Origin of the sequence: Amycolatopsis panacis, assembly GCF_003600245.1 — a bacterium.
Lineage (GTDB): Bacteria > Actinomycetota > Actinomycetes > Mycobacteriales > Pseudonocardiaceae > Amycolatopsis > Amycolatopsis sulphurea.
The window spans coordinates 114523-132573 of record NZ_QZFV01000065.1; the positions used below are offsets into that span (position 1 = coordinate 114523).

Genomic DNA, 18051 nt, shown 5'->3' on the forward strand with positions numbered 1-18051 from the left:
CCGTGAAGGGCACCTTCACGGACTCAGGGGCTGTGAAGGGTCCCTTCACAGCCTTCGGCGCGCGGGAAACGGAGGCCGCTCGTGGCTGACCCGAACGGTTTTCTCAAGCACCGGCGCGAAGAGCCGAAGAAAAGGTCCACAGAGGACCGTCTCGCCTCCTGGGGTGAGGTGTACGCGGAGGCCGACGCCGGCGAGCGCGCCGAAGCGGTGCGCACGCAGGCCTCCCGCTGTATGGACTGCGGGATCCCGTTCTGTCATTCCAGTGCTTCCGGTTGCCCGCTGGGGAATCTGATCCCGGAGTGGAACGACCTGGTCCGCGTCGGTGACTGGGCGGCGGCCTCGGATCGGTTGCACGCGACCAACAACTTCCCCGAGTTCACCGGGAAGCTGTGCCCGGCGCCGTGTGAGTCCGGGTGCGTGCTGGCGATCTCGCCGCAGGCCGGCGGGGCGGTGGCGATCAAACGCGTCGAGGAGACGATCGCGGCGCGGTCGTGGGCCTCCGGTTCGGTGCAGCCGCAGGTGGCCGAGGTGTCCTCGGGGCAGCGGGTGGCCGTGGTCGGGTCCGGCCCGGCCGGGCTGGCCGCCGCGCAGCAGCTGACCCGGGCCGGTCACGAGGTCACCGTGTTCGAACGGGACGACCGGCTCGGCGGGTTGCTGCGGTACGGCATTCCCGAGTTCAAGATGGAGAAGAAGGTCCTCGACCGCCGTCTCGCGCAGCTGCGCAAGGAGGGCACGAAGTTCGTCACCGGCTGCGAGGTCGGCGTCGACCTCACCGTGGCGGACCTGCGTGAGCAGTACGACGCGGTGGTGCTCGCGGTGGGCGCGCTGCACGGCCGCGACGACCGCACGACGCCGGGGCGCGAGCTGTCCGGCATCCATCTGGCCATGGAGCACCTGGTGCCGGCCAACCGGGCGGTGGAGGGCGACGGCCCCTCGCCGATCGACGCGAAGGGCCGGCACGTCGTCATCATCGGCGGCGGGGACACCGGCGCGGACTCCTACGGCACCGCCACCCGCCAGGGCGCGCTTTCGGTCACACAGCTCGACCAGTACCCGATTCCGCCCGCAAACCGTGACGACGAACGTTCGCCGTGGCCGACTTGGCCCTACATCCTGCGCACCTACCCGGCGCACGAAGAGGCGGGCGAGCGGCGGTTCGGGGTGGCCGTGCGCCGGTTCGTGGACGACGGTGAGGGCAACGTCACCGCGATCGAGCTGCAGCAGGTGCGCGTGCACAAGGACCCGGAGACCGGCCGGCGCGAGGTACGGCCGGTCAACGACGAGGTGGAGACCCTGCCCGCGGATCTAGTGCTGCTGGCGATCGGGTTCGAGGGCGTGGAGGAGATGCCGCTGCTGGCGGGCCTCGGTTTGTCCCTGACCCGCCGCGGCACGCTGTCCTGCGGCGCGGACTGGCAGACCGAAACCCCGGGCGTCTTCGTCTGCGGCGATGCCCACCGTGGCGCGTCCCTGGTGGTGTGGGCGATCGCGGAAGGCCGCTCGGTGGCCCATGCCGTGGACAGCTATCTCACCGGTGCCTCGGACCTGCCCGCCCCGGTGCACCCGACGGCGTTGCCGCTGGCGGTGCTCTGAAGCGGGAGCTATAACCCGAACGGCGGTACCTATCGTTCGGTGATATATATGGCTGGTGGCGGCGAGCGGCAGGTCCGAACAGGCGTTCCTGGTGCTGGTCGCACGTGCGGGCCAGTCCCGGGCACGGTACGGCGTGGTCCGGCAGCTGTCACACGTTCGGGTGAAGTTGCTTGCTGGACCGGGGGGTCTCCTGCGGCTGTGCGCTCCCGGCGGGGAGCGGCCGTGACCCGCCGCATCCGGAGGAGTGACCTGCCCCGCACCGGCAGCTGGACAACAGGCTCGGCCTGTCCTGGTGGCGATCCCGCAACATGGCCGTGGTTTCTGTTGCAGCGGCAGGGTCTCGCCGGGCGGCCGACCGGCCGCGGGGACCCGTTCTCCGCGGCTGCCGCACGAAGAACGGAGGGGTTTGTCCACCGCCCCCGCCGAGCTTCCGCCGATGGTCGTGCGCATCCGGGTGGTGCCCGGCCAGCGACTTCCGGCCGTATCGAGGCCGAGCCGCCCGATCCGGTACAGCAGTCCCGTTCCGGCACCGTGGCCGGCTGATCGGGCCCAGCGCGTTTTCTTTTTCAGATCCGAGGTCTTGTACTGCCGTGAAAACCATTCCTGATGCATTGCCGCGCATCGCCCTGCCCCCACTCAATGTCCCGCAGGTACGGGCGTTGCGGTGGTGGAACAGCGCGCTTCCGGTGGTTTCCGCGCTGGTCATCGCGGTGCTCGGCTATCTGGCCCGGTGGATCTGCGACGACGCGCTCATCTACACCCGGGCGGTCGAGCAGATCCTGTCGGGGAATGGACCGGTCTATTCGGCCGGGGAACGCGTGGAAACGTCCACCGGTGTGTTGTGGCAATGGCTGCTCGCGGGCGCCGGATTCGTTTCCGGGGAAACCGACACCGCCACGATTTCCTGGATGCTCGGGCTGGCGCTGACCACGGCCGGATTCGCGCTCGCGGTGGCCGCGACCCAGCGGCTGCACCCGCGAGCCGCGGCCTGGCTGCTGCCGGCCGGGGCGGTGGTCCTGCTGGCGCTGCCCCCGGTGTGGGAGTACGCGACTTCTGGACTGGAGACCGGGCTCACCACCTGCTGGATGGCGGGCTGCTGGTGGCTGCTCGTCCGGCTGCGGGAAAGCACCTCGGGTCCGGCGATCGCCGGTGCGGCCTTCGTGTTCGGCCTCGGCCCGCTCGTACGGCCGGAGCTGACCGTGGTCGCCCTGGTGTTCCTGGCCGGGCTGTGGCTGCTGGCCCGGCCGGGGTGGCGGGTGGTCCTCGCGGCGGCTGGTGCCGCTGCCGCGCTGCCGTTCGGCTACGAGATCTTCCGCATGGGGTACTACGGCATCGTGGTGCCGCTGCCGGCACTCACCAAGAACGCCGATGCCTCCCTGTGGGGCCGTGGTTTCCACTACCTGACCGACTTCGCCGACCCGTACTTCCTGTGGCTCCCGCTCGTGCTGCTCACGGTGGGGCTGGCCGCGCTCGTACGTCGCGTACGCGCTTACCGGGCCGACCTGATCGTGACGCTGACGCCGGTAGTGGCTGGCCTACTGCTGCTGGTCTACGTGCTGAAGGTGGGCGGCGACTACATGCACGCCCGCATGCTGCTGCCGGTGCTGTTCCTCCTGTTGCTGCCCGTCCTCGTGCTCAGGTGGTCGCGTACGGGAGCCGCGCTCGCACTGGTGATCGTCGCGTGGGTGCCGCTGTACGCCGGTTCGGGCCGCTACCACGAAGCTCCCGGCCCGGTGCGCGCGATCGACGACGAGCGTGCCTACTACGTGTCCTGGACCCACACCGACAACCCCACCCAAACTGAGGACTACACCCGGCAGCAGCGGGACCTCGCGGCCGCGGTGGAGGCAGCGCGCAAGTCCGGCCGCCGGACGCTGATCTACCAGGGCGTGCACAACGAGATCCTCACCGCCCCGCTGCGCGAGGATCTGCCGGCCAGGGCGGCGGTGGTCGGCGTGTACCTCGGCACGGCCGGCATGCTGGCGCCGCCCGACGTGGCGATCGTCGACTTCTGGGGCCTGGCCAATCCGGTCGGCGCGAGGTTCGCCTTCCCGCCCGGCAAACCGGGCCATTCCAAGCCGCTCAGCAACATCTGGCTGCTGGCCGACTACGCGGATCCGGCGGCGCCGGTCGCGCGCACCGGCAACTTCGTGTTCCAGCGGGACTTCGACCCGGCGGAACTGGCCGCCGCCCGGCACGCGCTGTCCTGCGGTGATCTCGCGGAGATCCGGGAGTCCACCCGGGAACCGATGTCGCTGGACCGGTTCTGGCGGAACCTGACCGGTGCGTGGGACCGCACCTGGGTGCGCGTTCCGCCGGAGCCCCTCGCGGCCGAGCGGGCCTTCTGCGGGTCAGGCGGGCCGCCCCAACAGGGCTGAGGCGAGCAGGGCGACGGACCTTTCGGCGTCCTGCGTCAGCGGTCGCAGCAGGTCGCGTGCGAGTGCCTCGGGCAGCTCGGCGAGTGCCTGGGTCAGCCGGATGCGGACCGCGGAACCCGCCGCGGGCGTGGCGAGTTCCGCGCTCAGCGCTTCCGTGATCCGCTCCGCGTACTCCGGGTTCAGCGCCAGGGTGCCCAGGACCTCGGCGGCTTCGACGTCGCTGGTGCCCTCGACGACCATCCCGACGAGGACCGGCACGGCCGCGGTCACGCCACGCGTCCCTGCGGCTAGCGCGGCATGCCTGCGTACAGCCGGTTCCGGGTCTTCGAGCGCACCTGCGAGCACTTCGGTCGCTTCGGCGCCGGGCAGCTCGGCAATCGCGCGTACGGCGCGTTCCCGGACAGCGGAGTCCGGCGAGCGTACGCCGGATGAAACGCTCGCCACCCCGTCGCCGCCCGCGCGGGCAAGGGCCCACCGCAGGGCGCCGGCGACGTTCGGATCGGACTCCGCGAGAATCGCCTCGGCCAGCAGCTCGGCGGGCACCGGTGTCTCCTCGTCGGGGGCCAGCACGGCCTGCTGCCGCTGTGCGGCGCTCGGCGAACCGAGCCCGCGCAGCAACGCCACGATGCGCAGCACCTCCTGCCAGCCCGCCGGCGCCGAGGCGTCCACCGTACGCAGCCGGTCGAGCAGCTCCTGCTCCTGCCGCAGCCGGTCTTCGGTCCGCCGGATGAGATCGCCGACCAGCGCGGCGGGCGTGAACGCCGGATCGGCCAGCGCCCGGCCGATCTGCCGCAGCGAAAGCCCGAGCGAACGCAGGCTCTCCACATGGAAGATCCGGCGGATATCCTCGGCGGAGTATTCGCGGTAGCCACCGACCGTCCGCCCGGTCGGGCGCACCAGCCCGAGGGAATCGTAGTGCCGGAGCATCCGGGTACTCACCCCCGAGCGGCGCGCCACCTCGCCGATCAGCATGTCGCCGCCCGCTGCGGGCCGAGCGCGACGATCCGCTTCGCCTCGTCGAGCGCCTGATCGAACCCGGCGTCCGGGTCACGCAGGAGCAGCTCCGTGACCCGGACGTGGGCGGCCACCCCGGGGTCGGCATCGGCCGGCGCGGTCCGCAGGGCCGGTTCGGCCACCTCGCCGAGCGCGACGAGCGCCCGGCTGAGGCTCAGCTGCACGACATGGTCGCCGCGGCCGAGCTGTGCGGCCAATTCCGTTGCCAGCGCTGCCTTTTCCTCCTCCGGTACGAGCACGACCGCGGCCCGCCACGCGCTTCGCGCGACCTCGTCGTCGGCGTCGCGCAGCAGCGCCCGGGTGATCGACGGCCATACGCTCCGGTCCCCGATCTTGGACAGCGTGTGCAACGCCTGGCTTCGCGCTTGCGCACGTCCGGACCCCAGCTCCGCGAGCAGCCTCGGCACAGTGCTCCCGGCCGGTTGCCTGGTGAGCGCCCAGGTGAGCATGTCGCGAACGTAGAAGTCCGGCTCGACCGCGCAGCGGGTCACCAGCGTCTCCAGCAGCTCGGCGTCGGGCCGCGTGCCCGCGGCCAGTGCCGCCTTGAGCCGGGTCGACGGGTTCTCCGCCGCGAGCGCGGTACGCCGCGAACGACGGTCGGGCTGGGTCTGGTTCATGTCGAGCACCTCCGGGACCCAGTGAAGACCTTCGCACGGTGTCAAGGTCAAGCGTTCGCCGGATCGAGGGTCAGCTGCCCCCTGCCGGTGTCGAGTGCGCTCGCGCGGCCAGGGCAGGTCCACGGTGACCTCGGCGCACGGCCTGCCCGGTCCGGAGCCGAGCACCAGCACCCGGTCGGGGAGCTGCACTGTGTGTGACCGGACAGATTCCCTTGGCGGGGAACCGTTTCCCGGTCCGCAGCCGCATCAGCCCGCCACGCAGGTTCCCGGCGGTGTCCGCAGCGCCTGACCTGGCGGGACGATCACGGTTCGCACTTCGGCTCCGGCCCCTGGTAACGCTTGCGTGAGGACTTGTCGATACCGACCTCGCACTTGATGGGCGGATCGAGCTTGTTGTCCTTGACGTGCGCGCCGGTGGACTTGTTCTGCAGGCCGATCGCGTGGTCCGGCCCTGCCGCCCAGGTGTTGGCCCCCAGGGTGAGGGGTTCTGCACGTCGTCGACCATCACGGTCTGGGAGGCCTGTCTGGTCTCGCAATAGGTGCCTTTGAACGTCCAGTCTTCCGAAACGCCCTTGCCGGTGCCGTCGCCCGCTTCGGAGTTCGGGCCTTCGGCCATCAGGCACATGTTGTCGATCCGCTCGCAGCGGTTGTTCTCGATGTCGACGTTCTTGCTCGCGAAGTCCTCGTCGTCGGTCGCGAAGGTCTGCGTGCAGTCGGCATGCGCGCCCGTGCTGTTGTCGGTGTCGCTGATGGTGTTGTGCAGGATCCTGATGTTGTCGCCGAAGAAGCGGATACCGTCGCCGTCGTCGCCTTTGGGTGCCTTGACCGTGGTGTTCTGCACGGTCACGTTGCTGCCGTGGATCTCGATACCCGGCGCCTTCGGACCGTCCATTGTGTAACCGTCGACGATGACGTTGTCGGTTTCGACGTCGATCCCGCTTACCTGGCGGCCTTGTCCCGCATAGGTCAACGGCCGGTCCGGCGTGCCGCCCTTGGTGATCTTCAACCGGCCGGCCGCGCAGGCCACGCCCTGCGGGTGCGGGCTCTGACTACAGGACGGGCTTGTGGTGAATGGCGCGGTCGTGGCGGACGGCACGGCCAGCGCGGCCGCCAGCATCGCCGCGCCGAGCAGGATCGGAGCCTTCACGATTTCCCCTTTTGTCGCCTGGAACACGGAATGCGGGCGCGGGCCTCCCGGCCGCCGCGATGCGGACGGCGCCGGAGAACGCGCCTGGCACGGACGCTAGCCATCCGGCCCGGGACTGGTCCCGGAGACGCGCATCCGCCGTGCCCGATACGACTTTCGGTTTAGCCGGGAATGGCCGAGCAGGGGATCCGGCGGCGCCGGCCGCCCCGGCATACTCCTCGGCATCGACCGAAGAGTCCGATGTGGACTCCATACCGACCCCTGGAGCGCGCCCGATGACCCTCGCCGCACTGACCTCGTCCGCGAGCGCCGGGCCGGCCCTGGCCTTCGGCCTTTCGGCCGGGCTGTTCACGCTGGTGGCCGCGGTGCTGATCCTGCTGGCGGGGATGTTCATCGGCGCGCTCGTCAGTGTGCTCGGCAGCCCGCTCGGCGGCGGGTTGAAGCTGCTGCTGATCCTCGTGATCTTCTTCGCGCCGTTCCTCGGCCCGCTGGGATGGTTTCTCTTCGGCCGCGGCAGCGCCTGCCGGGGCGCCCGCTGAGCGGCGGCCCGGCGCCCCCGCGGAGCGCCGGGCCGGGACGTCAGCCCACCTGCAGGTCGATGCAGGCGTAGAAGGCGTTGCCGGTGTCCGCGATGTTCCACACCGCGAGCACCTTCTGCCGCCCGGTGTGATTGCCGAGATCCACTTGGTGCGTCACGGTTTCCGGCGGGGCCTGGCCGCCCGCGTCGAAGGCGGCGACGCGCTGGTCGCCGATGAAGTACTCGTAGTCGGTGGTGCGGTGCCGGGCGGTGAATTTCCAGGAGAAGGTCACCGTGCGGCCCACCGAGGTGGCCCGCCAGCCCTTGCCGTCGTCGTTCAGTTCGCCGAACCGGCCGACCCCGCCGTCGCAGGTACGCAGCCCCTTCGGGCCTTCCACGCTCTGCGGTTCGTACTTGATGTCCCCGCAGGATACGATGTTCTGCGCACATTGCGCCTGCCTGCTCGGCGGGGAGTCCACGTAGCCGTGCGCGCTGGCGATCGCGGCCGGACCGGCCAGCACCAGCACCGGAGCCAGTGCGGTACCGGCCAGCGCGGTGAGAAGGGTGCGTTTACGGGACATTTTCGGCTCCTTCGACAGCCGGGCCCGCTTCGACGCCGGTGGGGCGCGGGAGACCGTGCGCAGGGCACGACCGGCCGGCCGCGGCGGGGGGACGCGCGGGCGGAGAGGGGGAGAATGTGGTCTGGACCATACTCGGGTTGGGTTGTTTCCGTCAAGAGGCGGGCACGCAGGGTGACCGTCTGTTCGAAGGGTCGGGACTGTGCTCAGCCGGCCTGGATCAGTGCGCCCAGCCAGTTCGCCAGCACCTGCTGGGTGTCCGCGCGGACCTGGTCCGGATCGGCGGCCTCGGCGATCATCCGGGCGGCCTCCATCACCGCGCTCAGCACGAGCTGAGCCAGCGCCCTCGGAGGTAAAACCCCTGGTCAAGACTCTTTCGCGCAGCGCGTGCAGAGGCCCGTGGCGGGCTCCGCGGCCGGGTCGTCGACCGATCCGGGCAGCGCGTCGAGCCGTCCGCATCGGTGGCACAGCAGGTGCGGATGGGTGAGTGCGGCCGACTCGTAGCGCTGGGCGATGCCGACGTGGTCGAACCGCCGGACGAGCCCGGCGGTGACGCCGGTGGCCAGGACGTCGTGCACCGCGCGGGTCGAGACCATGGGCAGCCGGTGGCGGACTTGGGGAAGTAACTCGGCCACGGTGCAGTGTGGATGCTCGGCGAGGGTCTCCAGTACGGCCTGTCGGACGGTGGTCACGCGCAGGCCGGCACGCCGCAGCTGGGCGCCGGAGTCGAGGGGTGCGGTGGTGGTGGGCACGGTTCCTTTTTAGCGCTTAGATTTGATTCGGTCAATTTTAGGACAAGGTCAAGTCTGGGTTTGTGAACCAGTGCACTTCAGAATGGATCCGGTCAACTCTGGAGGTACGATCCCGGCTATGGACGAGGTGGCGGCCCGGCTGCGGGAGAAGGGACTACGGAACACTCCACAGCGCCGGGCGGTCCTGGCCGCCGTCGCGCACACCCCGCACCTCACGGCCGCGGAGATCGCCACCGCCCTGCAGGCCGAAGACGCCCTCGGCGGGTTGTCCCGGCAAGGCCTCTACAACGTACTCGACGACCTCGTCGGCGCCCGGCTGCTACGCCCGCTGGAGCCCGCCGGCTCGCCCGCGCGGTTCGAGCTGGAGACCCACGACAACCACCACCACCTCGTCTGCCGCGGCTGCGGCCGGATCCGCGACGTGCCGTGCGCGGTCGGCAGCAGCCCCTGTCTCCGTCCCGGCGAGGTCCCCGGTTTCCGGGTCGATCAGGCCGAGGTGACCTGGTGGGGCTTGTGCGAGGACTGCGAACAGGCCGGTTCCTGACGGCGTTTCCGCGGGTCGGTCGTGCCCTTGACTGTCCACTGAGTACTTGTGTGGAAGATCCGATCACCTCGGCGACCCTGGCTGGAATGCCGGGCGTCGCATGGATCTCGCCATGCACGTCGTTGCCGTCTTCACGCTGCCGCAGGTCGTCCCGCCCGATCCGACCACCTCGATCGAGGCACCCGGCGCACTCACCTACGAGGTGCGGATCTCGGGCCCGGCAACGGAAATCGACGCAGGCGCGTTCACCCCGCGCCCGCCGTGCGGGCCGGCGGAACTCGTTGCCGCGGACACCGTGATCGTGCCCGGCCGGTCGGTAGCGCGTTGAACTGACGCTATGGCTGGGTGAACCTGGCGTCGTAGGGCGGTGAGCTGTTTGTGGCGAACCGGGCTGGAACCCGGCGAACCGGCGCTGCAGCCGGGTCCGTTGGGGCTGCAACCGTGTCTGCTGGCGGCTGCAACGAGGTGCGCTGCGCCCGTCGCGGGCGAGCTGGCGACTAGTGCGCCGAATCGTGGCCGCAGTGCCCGTCACCTGTGCCGTAGTGAGCTGTTCCGTGGTCACCTGCGAGGTGGTGATCTGTCCCGAGATGAGCCGGGCCGTGGTGATGCCGTGCCGGCGTGGTGCTGCCGTGCTGGCGCGGTGAGGGAACTCTGCGGGATGTTCCCCTTACCACGGCCGTGCCGTCCGTGCTGTCGTGGTGCCGTGCCGTGCCGTGCCGTGCCGCGCCGTGCCGTATGGTGAGGTCAGTCGGTGCCCGATTCGATCGCCGCGCCGTCCAGCAGTTCGTCGTCACCGGCCTGGCCGCGGGAGGCGATGGCCTCGGCGCCGCCCTCGGGCATCGCTCCGATCAGCCCCGTGGCGGCGGCCTGCGCGGCGCCGATCAAGACCGGGTGGGAGCTGCCGACCATGCCGAGCCCGGCGTACTGCTCGAGCTTCGCGCGGGAGTCGGCGATGTCGAGGTTGCGCATGGTCAGCTGGCCGATCCGGTCGGTCGGGCCGAACGCGGAGTCCTCGGTGCGCTCCATGGACAGCTTGTCCGGGTGGTAGCTGAATGCCGGCCCGGACGTGTCGAGGATCGAGTAGTCCTCGCCGCGGCGCAGGCGCAGGGTGACCTCGCCGGTGATCGCGGTGCCGACCCAGCGCTGCAGCGATTCGCGCAGCATCATCGCCTGCGGGTCCAGCCAGCGGCCCTCATACATCAGCCGTCCGAGGCGGCGGCCTTCGTTGTGGTAGCTGGCCAGGGTGTCCTCGTTGTGGATGGCGTTGACCAGGCGTTCGTAGGCCGCGTGCAGCAGCGCCATGCCCGGCGCCTCGTAGATCCCGCGGCTCTTCGCCTCGATGATCCGGTTCTCGATCTGGTCGGACATGCCCAGACCGTGCCGCCCGCCGATGGCGTTCGCCTCCAGCACCAGCTCGACCGAGGTGGGGAACTCCTTGCCGTTGATGCTCACCGGGCGCCCCTGCGCGAAGCCGATGGTCACGTCCTCGGCCGGGATCTCCACGTTCGGGTCCCAGAATCGCACGCCCATGATCGGCTCGACGATCTCGATGCCGGTGTCGAGGTGCTCCAGGGACTTCGCCTCGTGCGTGGCGCCCCAGATGTTGGCGTCGGTGGAGTAGGCCTTCTCGGTGCTGTCGCGGTAGGGCAGGTCGTGCGCCTGCAGCCACTCGGACATTTCCTTGCGGCCGCCCAGCTCGCTCACGAACGCGGCGTCGAGCCACGGCTTGTAGACGCGCAGCGACGGGTTGGCCAGCAGCCCGTAGCGGTAGAACCGCTCGATGTCGTTGCCCTTGTAGGTGGAGCCGTCGCCCCAGATCTGCACGTCGTCTTCGAGCATGGCACGGACCAGGAGGGTCCCGGTGACCGCACGGCCGAGCGGGGTGGTGTTGAAGTACCCGCGTCCGCCACTGCGGATGTGGAACGCCCCGCAGGTCAGCGCCGCGAGCCCCTCCTCGACGAGCGCCTCCTTGCAGTCCACCAGCCGGGCCAGCTCGGCCCCATAGCTGCCGGCCCGCCCGGGTACGGACGCGATGTCGGGTTCGTCGTACTGGCCGATGTCGGCGGTGTAAGTGCAGGGGATCGCACCCTTGTCCCGCATCCACGCCACCGCGACGGACGTGTCGAGACCACCGGAGAACGCGATACCGACCCGCTCGCCGACGGGAAGAGAAGTGAGCACCTTGGACATGGGAATGATTATGCATGACTATGTATGAACGTGCATCCTCGGGGTGGGAGGTGAGTGGTTTTCGCAGGTGGACGGGGTGGGTTGCCGGGTGGTGTCGGGCTCGGCCGGGGTGGCGACCTGCGGCCGCAGCGACCGGCCACGGCTACCGGGGGCCGGGTCCCGTCACGGCTGCGGACAGGTCAAGGTCGGCACAGTGCCAGTGCCAGTGCCAGTGCCGGGGTCGCGTCCCGCGGCACTGTGGTCGCGGTCTGCCCGGGGCGCCCCGGATCGCCCCGGATCGCCCTGGGTGCGCGTCTCGGCGGCCCGGCGCGGTTCGAGGATCTCCCTCCTGTCCGGTGATCGCCCGTCCGGACGATCGAGTCACTTCTGGATGACCGGGGCAAAGGCTGCCGGCACGTCGTCGTCGGTGGGCGTCACTGGGGTGTCCGGGGGCGGGCCCAGGTCCGCGAGATGGCTGTAGCTGCGGTAGCGCAGGACTTTCGGGCAGCTCGCCCCGCCGATCTCCACCTTCGTGTCCACGACGGGTTTGCCGGTACGCAGCTCGTAGGCCTTCAGTGCGACAGCGATCTTGTGGAACGTGACGTTGCTCGGGAAGTTCGGCATCATCTTGTTTTCGTATGGGCAGGTGTGCAAGGCGGTGCCGTCTGCGGGCTCGCCGAGGCAGACCACGAGCACGGCCTGTGCGGCGTCGGGCGCGCGCCATTCCACAGGGAACTTGCTGCTGTGGCCTTCATCGCCGTAGAACAGTGCGCGGTTCGTGCCCGGGGCCGTATGGTGCGTTGGCGCTGTATGGGCCGGGAGTCTTGCAGCGGGACGGTTGGGTACTGCCGGAGCTGTCCAGCAGGCTTTGCACCTTCGCCGGCTCCAGCGCCCGGGTCGCCTTGGTGGCGCCCGCTTTCGCCTTCGCCGCACGAGGATCGGCGGGGTACCGGTCGACGATCCGCTGATACCAGGTGCGTGCGGTGGTCCAGTCCTTCGAAGTCATCAGTTTGTCGCAGCAGGAGCGGTAGGCTGCGGACGCGAAGCGCGCGACGGCGGAGGCCGACCGTTCGGGGGCCGGGCCGCCGGCCGCGTGCGCGGACAGCCACTCGTCGATCTCGGCGGTGGTACACGGCTCCGGAGTGGGTATCCGGTGGAGGAAACCGTCGAGCACCACGGTGGCCATCGTCTCGTGGCCGGGCAGGTCACGGCGGACCGAGGCGAACCGTTCGAATGCGGCGGCGGTCGCCTTCGGCTCGCCGGACAGCGAGCTTGCCAGGTTCTCGTTCGCCGTCCGCAACCGGTGGCAGGCCTCCCGGGTGGATTCCTCCCTGGTCATCAGCGGGGCGTCCGCGACGTAATGTCCGAACCACCGGCTGTCCATCGCTTCGGTGGCTTCGGCGCAGCTGCCTTGCGCCCGGGCGCCGACAATGCGTTCATCGATTCGGGAGGCGTCGAATCGGAGCAGCCCGACGGCGCCGAATACGATTACCGCGGCGGAGAACGCAATCACCTGATGTTTTCGTACCTTCGCGGGTTTGTGGCGGGCGAGCTGCCATCCGTGCGCGATCACCAGCGCCCACCAGGCGAGCACGAGCACTTCGAACCACCGGAACGGCGCCACCGTGGTCAGCAGTATTACGAGCACCGCTGTGCCCGCGACGTTCAGTGCGGCGAGCAGCCGCCGCCCGAGCAGCAGATAACCGACGCCGAGCAGGGAAGCGTTCCCCATCGCGGCGGCCAGCGGGTCGCGCGGCCGCTCGGCGGGTTCAGGCGGCGAGTACATGGAATCCCTTTCGGTGCACCGGAGAAGCCCAGTGTCGGGCCTCCGGGGCGGGACCGGTCCCGCGGTGGCAGCTTCCGGTCTTCGGTGGCCGGTGAACGGTGGCGAAATGTGCATGCCGAGATGCTCTCAGCCACCACCGACAAAAACCGGGCTCGCGGCCGAATGGCCGGGTGCGCCTGCGGAGCATGGTCATGCCAGTGCCGCTCCGAAAACACCGGAAAGCCATGCGACCGGAAGCGTCGGACCAATTCCGGACACAATCCGTGAGCGCTCTGGACGAGTACACCGTTCGGGCCAGCAATGGCGCGATTATCGGTGATTGATTTTTACTCAGCGTCCCTCATCCGGTTAGCGCATAGACGTCCGATGGATTCGCGACCTAGGCTGCTGACCCGGCCTCCGGCAGGCCGCGTTGAGAGGGGAACAAATGACTCCGCCCGGAAGAGTCCGGCTGGCCCTGACGGCCATGGCCGGTGCGCTGGCCGCGATGCTCGCGCTCAGCCAGCCCGCCGTGGCCGCCCCGGGCGAGGTACCGGTGGTTTCCCCTACGCCGCAACAGATCAGCCGTCAGCCGGGGGAGGTGCCGATCCCGGCCACCGCGGTGCTGGTCGTGGACCAGACCACCGATGCCGCGGCGAAGGACCTGCTCGCCGCCCAGCTCAAACAGCACGGCGTGCGGCGGATCAGCATCATCGATCCGTCGGCGGCCGGGCAGCAGCACGGGGTGCTCCTGGTCCGCCTCGGCGGCCCGTCGTTCAGCGGCGAAGTGCCTTCGCAGGCCGAGGGGTACGCGCTCACCGTTTCCCGGCTCTCCGGCATCCTGATCGGTGGCCGGGACGGCTCCGGCCAGTACTACGGCGTACAGACGCTTCGGCAGCTGTTCGTGCGGTCGGGCGGCGGCTGGGCGGTGCGCGGTGTCCAGGTGCGCGACTGGCCGAACATGGCGCTGCGCGGGTCGATCGAAGGCTTCTACGGTCCGCCGTGGCCCACCGAGGCGCGGTTGCACCAGATCGAATTCCTCGGCGAGACCAAGGCGAACACCTACATCTACAGCCCGAAGGACGATGCCTACCTGCGTGCCCGGTGGCGCGACCCGTACCCGCAGAAGGAACTCACGACGCTCCGGCAGCTGGTCACTTCGGCCACCGCGCACCACGTCAAGTTCACGTACGCGCTGTCGCCGGGTGTCTCGATCTGCTTCTCGTCCGCGGCGGATGTGGCCGCGGTGAAGGCGAAGTTCCAGTCTGTCTACGACCTGGGCGTGCGGTCGTTCTCCATGCCGTTCGACGACATCTCGTACACGAGGTGGAACTGCGACGGCGATCGAGCCGCCTACGGCGCGCCGGGCCAGGCTGCCGCGGGCAAGGCGCAGGTGACCCTGCTCAACCGGATCACCAGCGATTTCGTGAAGACCCACGACGGCGCCCGCCCGCTGCAGACGGTGCCGACCGAGTACGGCGACCTGAAGGCCTCGCCGTACAAGACCGAGCTGCGCGAGCACCTCGACCCGTCGGTGGTGATCCAGTGGACCGGGACCGCGGTGGTCCCGCCCAGCGTGACGAACGACCAGGCGCGTCAGGTGTCCACATTGTACGGACGCAAGGTGTTCCTGTGGGACAACTACCCGGTGAACGACTACGGCGAGGCCGCCGGGCGAATCATGCTGGCGCCTTACGATCACCGCGACGCCGGGCTCTCGCAGTACTTGGACGGCATCGTCTCGAACCCGATGAACCAGGAGGCAGCCAGCCAGATCGCCGAGTTCGGGGTCGCGGACTTCTCGTGGAACGACGCCGCCTACTCCGCCGAACAGTCCTGGCCGCGGGCCCTCGCCCGGATCGCGGGCGGCGATCCGAACGCCACCGCGGCGCTCACCGTTTTCGCCGATCTCGAACACTACGGCCCGTCGTCCGCGCCGCAGCCGTGGCAGCCGCAGGCGCCCGTGCTGGCCGCCAAGACCGCCGACTTCTGGCAACGCTGGAACGCGGGCGACCGCAACGCGCTCGCCGAACTGCGTCCCTACGCGGAGAAGATCCGCGATGCCCCGCAAACGATCCGTGCGGGACCGGTGGATCGCGCGTTCGTGGCGGACACGGGGCCGTGGCTGGACGCCAGTGCGTTGTGGGGCAAGGCGATGGTGACCCGGCTCGACGCGCTTGCCGCAGCTGCCGCGGGCGACGCGGAGAAGGCCCGGCAGCTGACCGCGACCGGCGACACGCAGGTCGGTCAGGCGCAAGCGGTGAAGACGGGCAACACCAATGCCTGGGGTGTGCGCCCGGCGCTGGTCGGCGACGGCGTCCTGGACACGTTCCTCGTCAAGGCAAGGGATGCCGCAGCCGGGACGGCGAAGAGCGAGGCGTAGATGAGCCCAGTCAGCAGGCGGAGCTTCCTCGGCGGGGCCCCGGCGGCCGTGCTCGCCGCGGCGAGCACGGTATTCGCCGGGCCGGCCGAGGCGGCGGCCGGACGCGGGCTGAGCGTGGACGGTGAGCGGTTTCTGCTGGACGGCAAGCCGTCCCAGATCGTCTCCGGCGCGATCCACTACTTCCGGATCCACCCGGACCAGTGGCCGGACCGGCTGGCCCGGATGCGTGCGCTCGGCCTGAACACGGTCGAAACGTACGTGGCGTGGAACTTTCACCAGCCGGTGCCCGGCCACGCGGACTTCCGCGGCGGCCGGGACCTGCCCGCGTTCCTGCGCCTCGCGGGCGAGCGGGGGCTGAAGGTGATCGTCCGGCCGAGCCCGTACATCTGCGCGGAATGGGAGTTCGGCGGGTTCCCGGCCTGGCTGCTGGCCGACCGGAACCTGGAGCTGCGCTGCGCCGATCCGGCCTATCTCGCCGCCGTGGACGCGTGGTACGACGAGCTGGTCCCGCGGCTCACCCCGCTGGAGGCGCGGTACGGCGGTCCGGTCGTGGCCATGCAGATCGAGAACGAATACGGCAACTACGGCAACGACACCGGCTACCTCGCGCACCTGCGCGACAGCCTGCGAGCGCGGGGCGTGACCAGCCTGCTCTTCGCCGCCGATGGTGCTTCCGAGTACTCGATGCGGTTCGGGGCGCTGCCCGGCACGCTGGAGGCCGGCACCGGCGACGGCGATCCGCTGGTGAAGCTGTCCGCGATCAAGCAGTTCCAGCCCGGCAAACCGGCGATGATGGCCGAATACTGGGACGGCTGGTACGACCGCTGGGGCGAACCGCACAACACCCGCGACCCGAAGCAGATGGCGGCCGACGTCGACACCCTGCTGGCCACCGGTGCCTAGGTGAACCTGTACGTGGCCTGCGGCGGCACCAACTTCGGGTTCACCAGCGGTGCCAACACCTCCGGTGCCCGGTACCTGCCGATCACCACCAGCTACGACTACGATTCGCCGATCGGTGAAGCCGGCGACACCGGGGCGAAGTACACCGCACTGCGGTCGGTGATCACCAAGTACACCAAGGTGCCGGTCGGTCCCCTGCCCGGCCGGTCCGCGCGGCTGCCCGCGCAGCAGGTGCACCCGGACGGCGCCGTCGCACTGCTCGATGCGCTGCCGGTCCTGGCGAAACCGGTGCGGTCCGCGCAGCCGCTGCCGATGGAGCGGGTCGGGCAGGCCACCGGCCTGATCCACTACCGCACCATGGTGCGAGGCCCGCATTCCGGTCCGCTCGGCATCCACGGCCTCGCCGACCGCGCACAGGTGTTCGTCGAAGGGCGGCTCGCGGGCACCCTGAACCGGAACGATCCGGCGGCCACGGTGCAGCTGACCCTGCCGTTGCCCCGGAACCGGGTGGACATTCTGGTGGACGCCATGGGCCGGGTGAACTTCGGCCCGTTCCTCGCCGACCGCAAGGGAATCGACGGCTGGGTCGCGATGAGCACCGAGCAGAAGCTGTTCGGCTGGGAGATCCGTCTGCTGCCGCTGGACGACCTGTCCGGCCTGCGCTTCGCTGCCGCCGAGCCCGGCCCTGGCCTCGGCCCGGTGTTCCACCACGCCACCGCGACCGTGACCACCCCCGAGGACGGGTTCCTCGCCCTGCCCGGCTGGGAGAAGGGCGTGGTCTGGCTCAACGGGTTCAACCTGGGCCGATACTGGCAGATCGGCCCGCAGCAGACGCTCTACGCACCAAAGCCTCTGTGGCGAAAGGGAAAGAACGAGATCGTGGTCCTGGAGCTGCACCGCCCGGGGACGGCGATCGAGATCCGCCCGGAGGCCGACCTGGGCTGAACACGGTCAGGTAGCGATGCCGGGATCTGCGCCGAGGTCGTTGAACGGGGCGACCCGGGCGATACCGCCTCGGCGACCGGCAGTACCTCAATGTTGTAGGCGTTCGCCTTGATGCGCAAGGAAAGCAGGCCGTTTGGTGGGTGGATGGGGGAGGCTGCCGCGGAGTGTTACCCAGCACGTGCGGGGACCGGAACTCCGGTCACAGCACGGTGTCCGGTGAACGCACCGACAATTACTCGGCCGAATTCGCCGGGTGATCCCGGTCGCCGCACTGGCGGGCAGCTGGTCGGGTCTCGCGGTCCCCTCTCCCGGCAGGCTCAGGTGAAAGCCGGTCGAGAAAGGGGATCCGCCGAAGTTGAGCGGAGTGATCTGGTCACCGGCCTCTGGGGGTCAGAGGAAGCAGCACCACCAGGGTTCGGCCAGGTTCGAATCGTCGTCGATCGACGCGGCGGCCGTGGGTGCAACAGAAAACATTAGAGGCTTTGCTCCTGGTCTGATCTCGTCGTAAGCCTCACGTAACATGGATCTCGATGGCAGTCAAGGTGTGACTCGCTGCGAAATCCATTCTGCGAGAGGGTTGATAGCCAGATGTTAGAGCCTAGTGGAGACGAGGAGAACTCGGGGGTGTCCTTAGGTCCCAACGTTGCGTAGCAAACCGAAGGCAGACACTGGAGAGGGTCACTCGAGAGGAATGAGTGCGTCGCTCATTCCGGTGTAATCCTTTGAGCTGATCTTTTTCTGGGTAGCTC

General features: G+C 69.7%; 15 protein-coding genes and 2 pseudogenes. 8 read left to right on the plus strand and 9 right to left on the minus strand.

Translation table 11 applies throughout. The features are described 5' to 3' along the window. The first annotated feature begins 81 nt into the window (after positions 1–81). Positions 82–1590, plus strand: a complete 1509-nt coding sequence (locus D5S19_RS07545) for a glutamate synthase subunit beta (protein ID WP_120022596.1) — start codon at positions 82–84, stop codon at positions 1588–1590. A 590-nt stretch (positions 1591–2180) separates the two neighbouring features. Next, entirely contained in the window at positions 2181–3968 is a 1788-nt protein-coding gene (locus tag D5S19_RS07550) for a hypothetical protein (RefSeq protein WP_199730389.1), read from the plus strand. Here the strand turns inward: D5S19_RS07550 and D5S19_RS07555 are convergent. The 3 genes from D5S19_RS07555 to D5S19_RS31610 all read right to left on the minus strand — a co-directional run bounded on the left by D5S19_RS07555 (position 3942) and on the right by D5S19_RS31610 (position 6746). Beyond that, a complete protein-coding gene (locus tag D5S19_RS07555; RefSeq protein WP_120022597.1) occupies positions 3942–4940 on the minus strand; it encodes a MerR family transcriptional regulator in 999 nt (332 codons plus the stop codon). The two genes, D5S19_RS07550 and D5S19_RS07555, sit on opposite strands and share 27 nt — an antisense overlap. Beyond that, positions 4934–5599 (minus strand): HEAT repeat domain-containing protein, encoded by a 666-nt coding sequence (locus D5S19_RS07560; RefSeq protein WP_120022724.1) that lies wholly within the window; start codon positions 5597–5599, stop codon positions 4934–4936. Before D5S19_RS07560 ends, D5S19_RS07555 begins: the two co-directional genes overlap by 7 nt. Positions 5600–5669: 70 nt before the next feature. Further along, positions 5670–6746, minus strand: a complete 1077-nt coding sequence (locus tag D5S19_RS31610; RefSeq protein ID WP_147397350.1) for a right-handed parallel beta-helix repeat-containing protein — start codon at positions 6744–6746, stop codon at positions 5670–5672. 275 nt (positions 6747–7021) lie between these two features. On the opposite strand from D5S19_RS31610, the gene D5S19_RS07580 reads away from it, so the two are divergent. Continuing rightward, the gene (locus D5S19_RS07580; protein WP_158605505.1) at positions 7022–7285 is read left to right on the plus strand and encodes a PLDc N-terminal domain-containing protein; all 264 of its coding nucleotides are present in this window, start codon (positions 7022–7024) and stop codon (positions 7283–7285) included. 40 nt (positions 7286–7325) lie between these two features. Here the strand turns inward: D5S19_RS07580 and D5S19_RS07585 are convergent, their stop codons facing one another. The 3 genes and pseudogenes from D5S19_RS07585 to D5S19_RS07595 form a co-directional block, all read right to left on the minus strand. Then, positions 7326–7844 carry a lytic polysaccharide monooxygenase auxiliary activity family 9 protein gene (locus tag D5S19_RS07585; RefSeq protein ID WP_120022601.1) on the minus strand — a complete coding sequence of 173 codons (519 nt, stop codon included), beginning with the start codon at positions 7842–7844 and terminating at the stop codon, positions 7326–7328. A gap of 203 nt (positions 7845–8047) precedes the next feature. After that, positions 8048–8185: pseudogene (locus D5S19_RS33530) on the minus strand (TetR/AcrR family transcriptional regulator); the annotation flags it as partial. Between the two features lie 21 nt (positions 8186–8206). Then, positions 8207–8593, minus strand: a complete 387-nt coding sequence (locus D5S19_RS07595; protein ID WP_120022602.1) for a Fur family transcriptional regulator — start codon at positions 8591–8593, stop codon at positions 8207–8209. Positions 8594–8711: 118 nt separating this feature from the next. Here D5S19_RS07595 and D5S19_RS07600 point away from each other — a divergent pair, with 118 nt between their 5' ends. Then, positions 8712–9137: a Fur family transcriptional regulator gene (locus tag D5S19_RS07600; RefSeq protein WP_120022603.1), complete on the plus strand. Its 426-nt coding sequence runs from the start codon at positions 8712–8714 to the stop codon at positions 9135–9137. Positions 9138–9249: 112 nt separating this feature from the next. Continuing rightward, positions 9250–9465: a hypothetical protein gene (locus tag D5S19_RS07605; RefSeq protein ID WP_147397351.1), complete on the plus strand. Its 216-nt coding sequence runs from the start codon at positions 9250–9252 to the stop codon at positions 9463–9465. Positions 9466–9881: 416 nt separating this feature from the next. On the opposite strand, the gene argG is transcribed toward D5S19_RS07605, so the two are convergent. The 3 genes from argG to D5S19_RS07620 all read right to left on the minus strand — a co-directional run bounded on the left by argG (position 9882) and on the right by D5S19_RS07620 (position 13092). Then, the gene (gene argG, locus D5S19_RS07610; protein WP_120022605.1) at positions 9882–11327 is read right to left on the minus strand and encodes an argininosuccinate synthase; all 1446 of its coding nucleotides are present in this window, start codon (positions 11325–11327) and stop codon (positions 9882–9884) included. Between the two features lie 360 nt (positions 11328–11687). Continuing rightward, positions 11688–12035 (minus strand): hypothetical protein, encoded by a 348-nt coding sequence (locus D5S19_RS07615; RefSeq protein ID WP_120022606.1) that lies wholly within the window; start codon positions 12033–12035, stop codon positions 11688–11690. 22 nt (positions 12036–12057) lie between these two features. Next, entirely contained in the window at positions 12058–13092 is a 1035-nt protein-coding gene (locus D5S19_RS07620; protein WP_120022607.1) for a hypothetical protein, read from the minus strand. Between the two features lie 427 nt (positions 13093–13519). Here D5S19_RS07620 and D5S19_RS07625 point away from each other — a divergent pair, with 427 nt between their 5' ends. The 3 genes and pseudogenes from D5S19_RS07625 (at position 13520) to D5S19_RS34065 (ending at position 17302) form a co-directional block, all read left to right on the plus strand. Further along, the gene (locus D5S19_RS07625; protein ID WP_233573762.1) at positions 13520–15454 is read left to right on the plus strand and encodes a beta-N-acetylhexosaminidase family protein; all 1935 of its coding nucleotides are present in this window, start codon (positions 13520–13522) and stop codon (positions 15452–15454) included. Then, a pseudogene (locus D5S19_RS33735) lies at positions 15455–16975 on the plus strand (glycoside hydrolase family 35 protein); the annotation flags it as partial. After that, positions 16949–17302: a hypothetical protein gene (locus tag D5S19_RS34065; RefSeq protein WP_407641731.1), complete on the plus strand. Its 354-nt coding sequence runs from the start codon at positions 16949–16951 to the stop codon at positions 17300–17302. The pseudogene D5S19_RS33735 and the gene D5S19_RS34065, both read left to right, overlap by 27 nt. The last annotated feature ends 749 nt before the right edge of the window (positions 17303–18051 follow it).

Coding starts and splice junctions, on each gene's coding strand:
- D5S19_RS07555 (WP_120022597.1), bottom strand. CDS start 4,940: ATGCTGATCGGCGAGGTGGCGCGCCGCTCGGGGGTGAGTACCCGGATG.
- D5S19_RS07560 (WP_120022724.1), bottom strand. CDS start 5,599: ATGAACCAGACCCAGCCCGACCGTCGTTCGCGGCGTACCGCGCTCGCG.
- D5S19_RS07580 (WP_158605505.1), top strand. CDS start 7,022: ATGACCCTCGCCGCACTGACCTCGTCCGCGAGCGCCGGGCCGGCCCTG.
- D5S19_RS07585 (WP_120022601.1), bottom strand. CDS start 7,844: ATGTCCCGTAAACGCACCCTTCTCACCGCGCTGGCCGGTACCGCACTG.
- D5S19_RS07600 (WP_120022603.1), top strand. CDS start 8,712: ATGGACGAGGTGGCGGCCCGGCTGCGGGAGAAGGGACTACGGAACACT.
- D5S19_RS07605 (WP_147397351.1), top strand. CDS start 9,250: ATGCACGTCGTTGCCGTCTTCACGCTGCCGCAGGTCGTCCCGCCCGAT.
- argG (WP_120022605.1), bottom strand. CDS start 11,327: ATGTCCAAGGTGCTCACTTCTCTTCCCGTCGGCGAGCGGGTCGGTATC.
- D5S19_RS07620 (WP_120022607.1), bottom strand. CDS start 13,092: ATGTACTCGCCGCCTGAACCCGCCGAGCGGCCGCGCGACCCGCTGGCC.
- D5S19_RS07625 (WP_233573762.1), top strand. CDS start 13,520: ATGACTCCGCCCGGAAGAGTCCGGCTGGCCCTGACGGCCATGGCCGGT.
- D5S19_RS34065 (WP_407641731.1), top strand. CDS start 16,949: ATGAGCACCGAGCAGAAGCTGTTCGGCTGGGAGATCCGTCTGCTGCCG.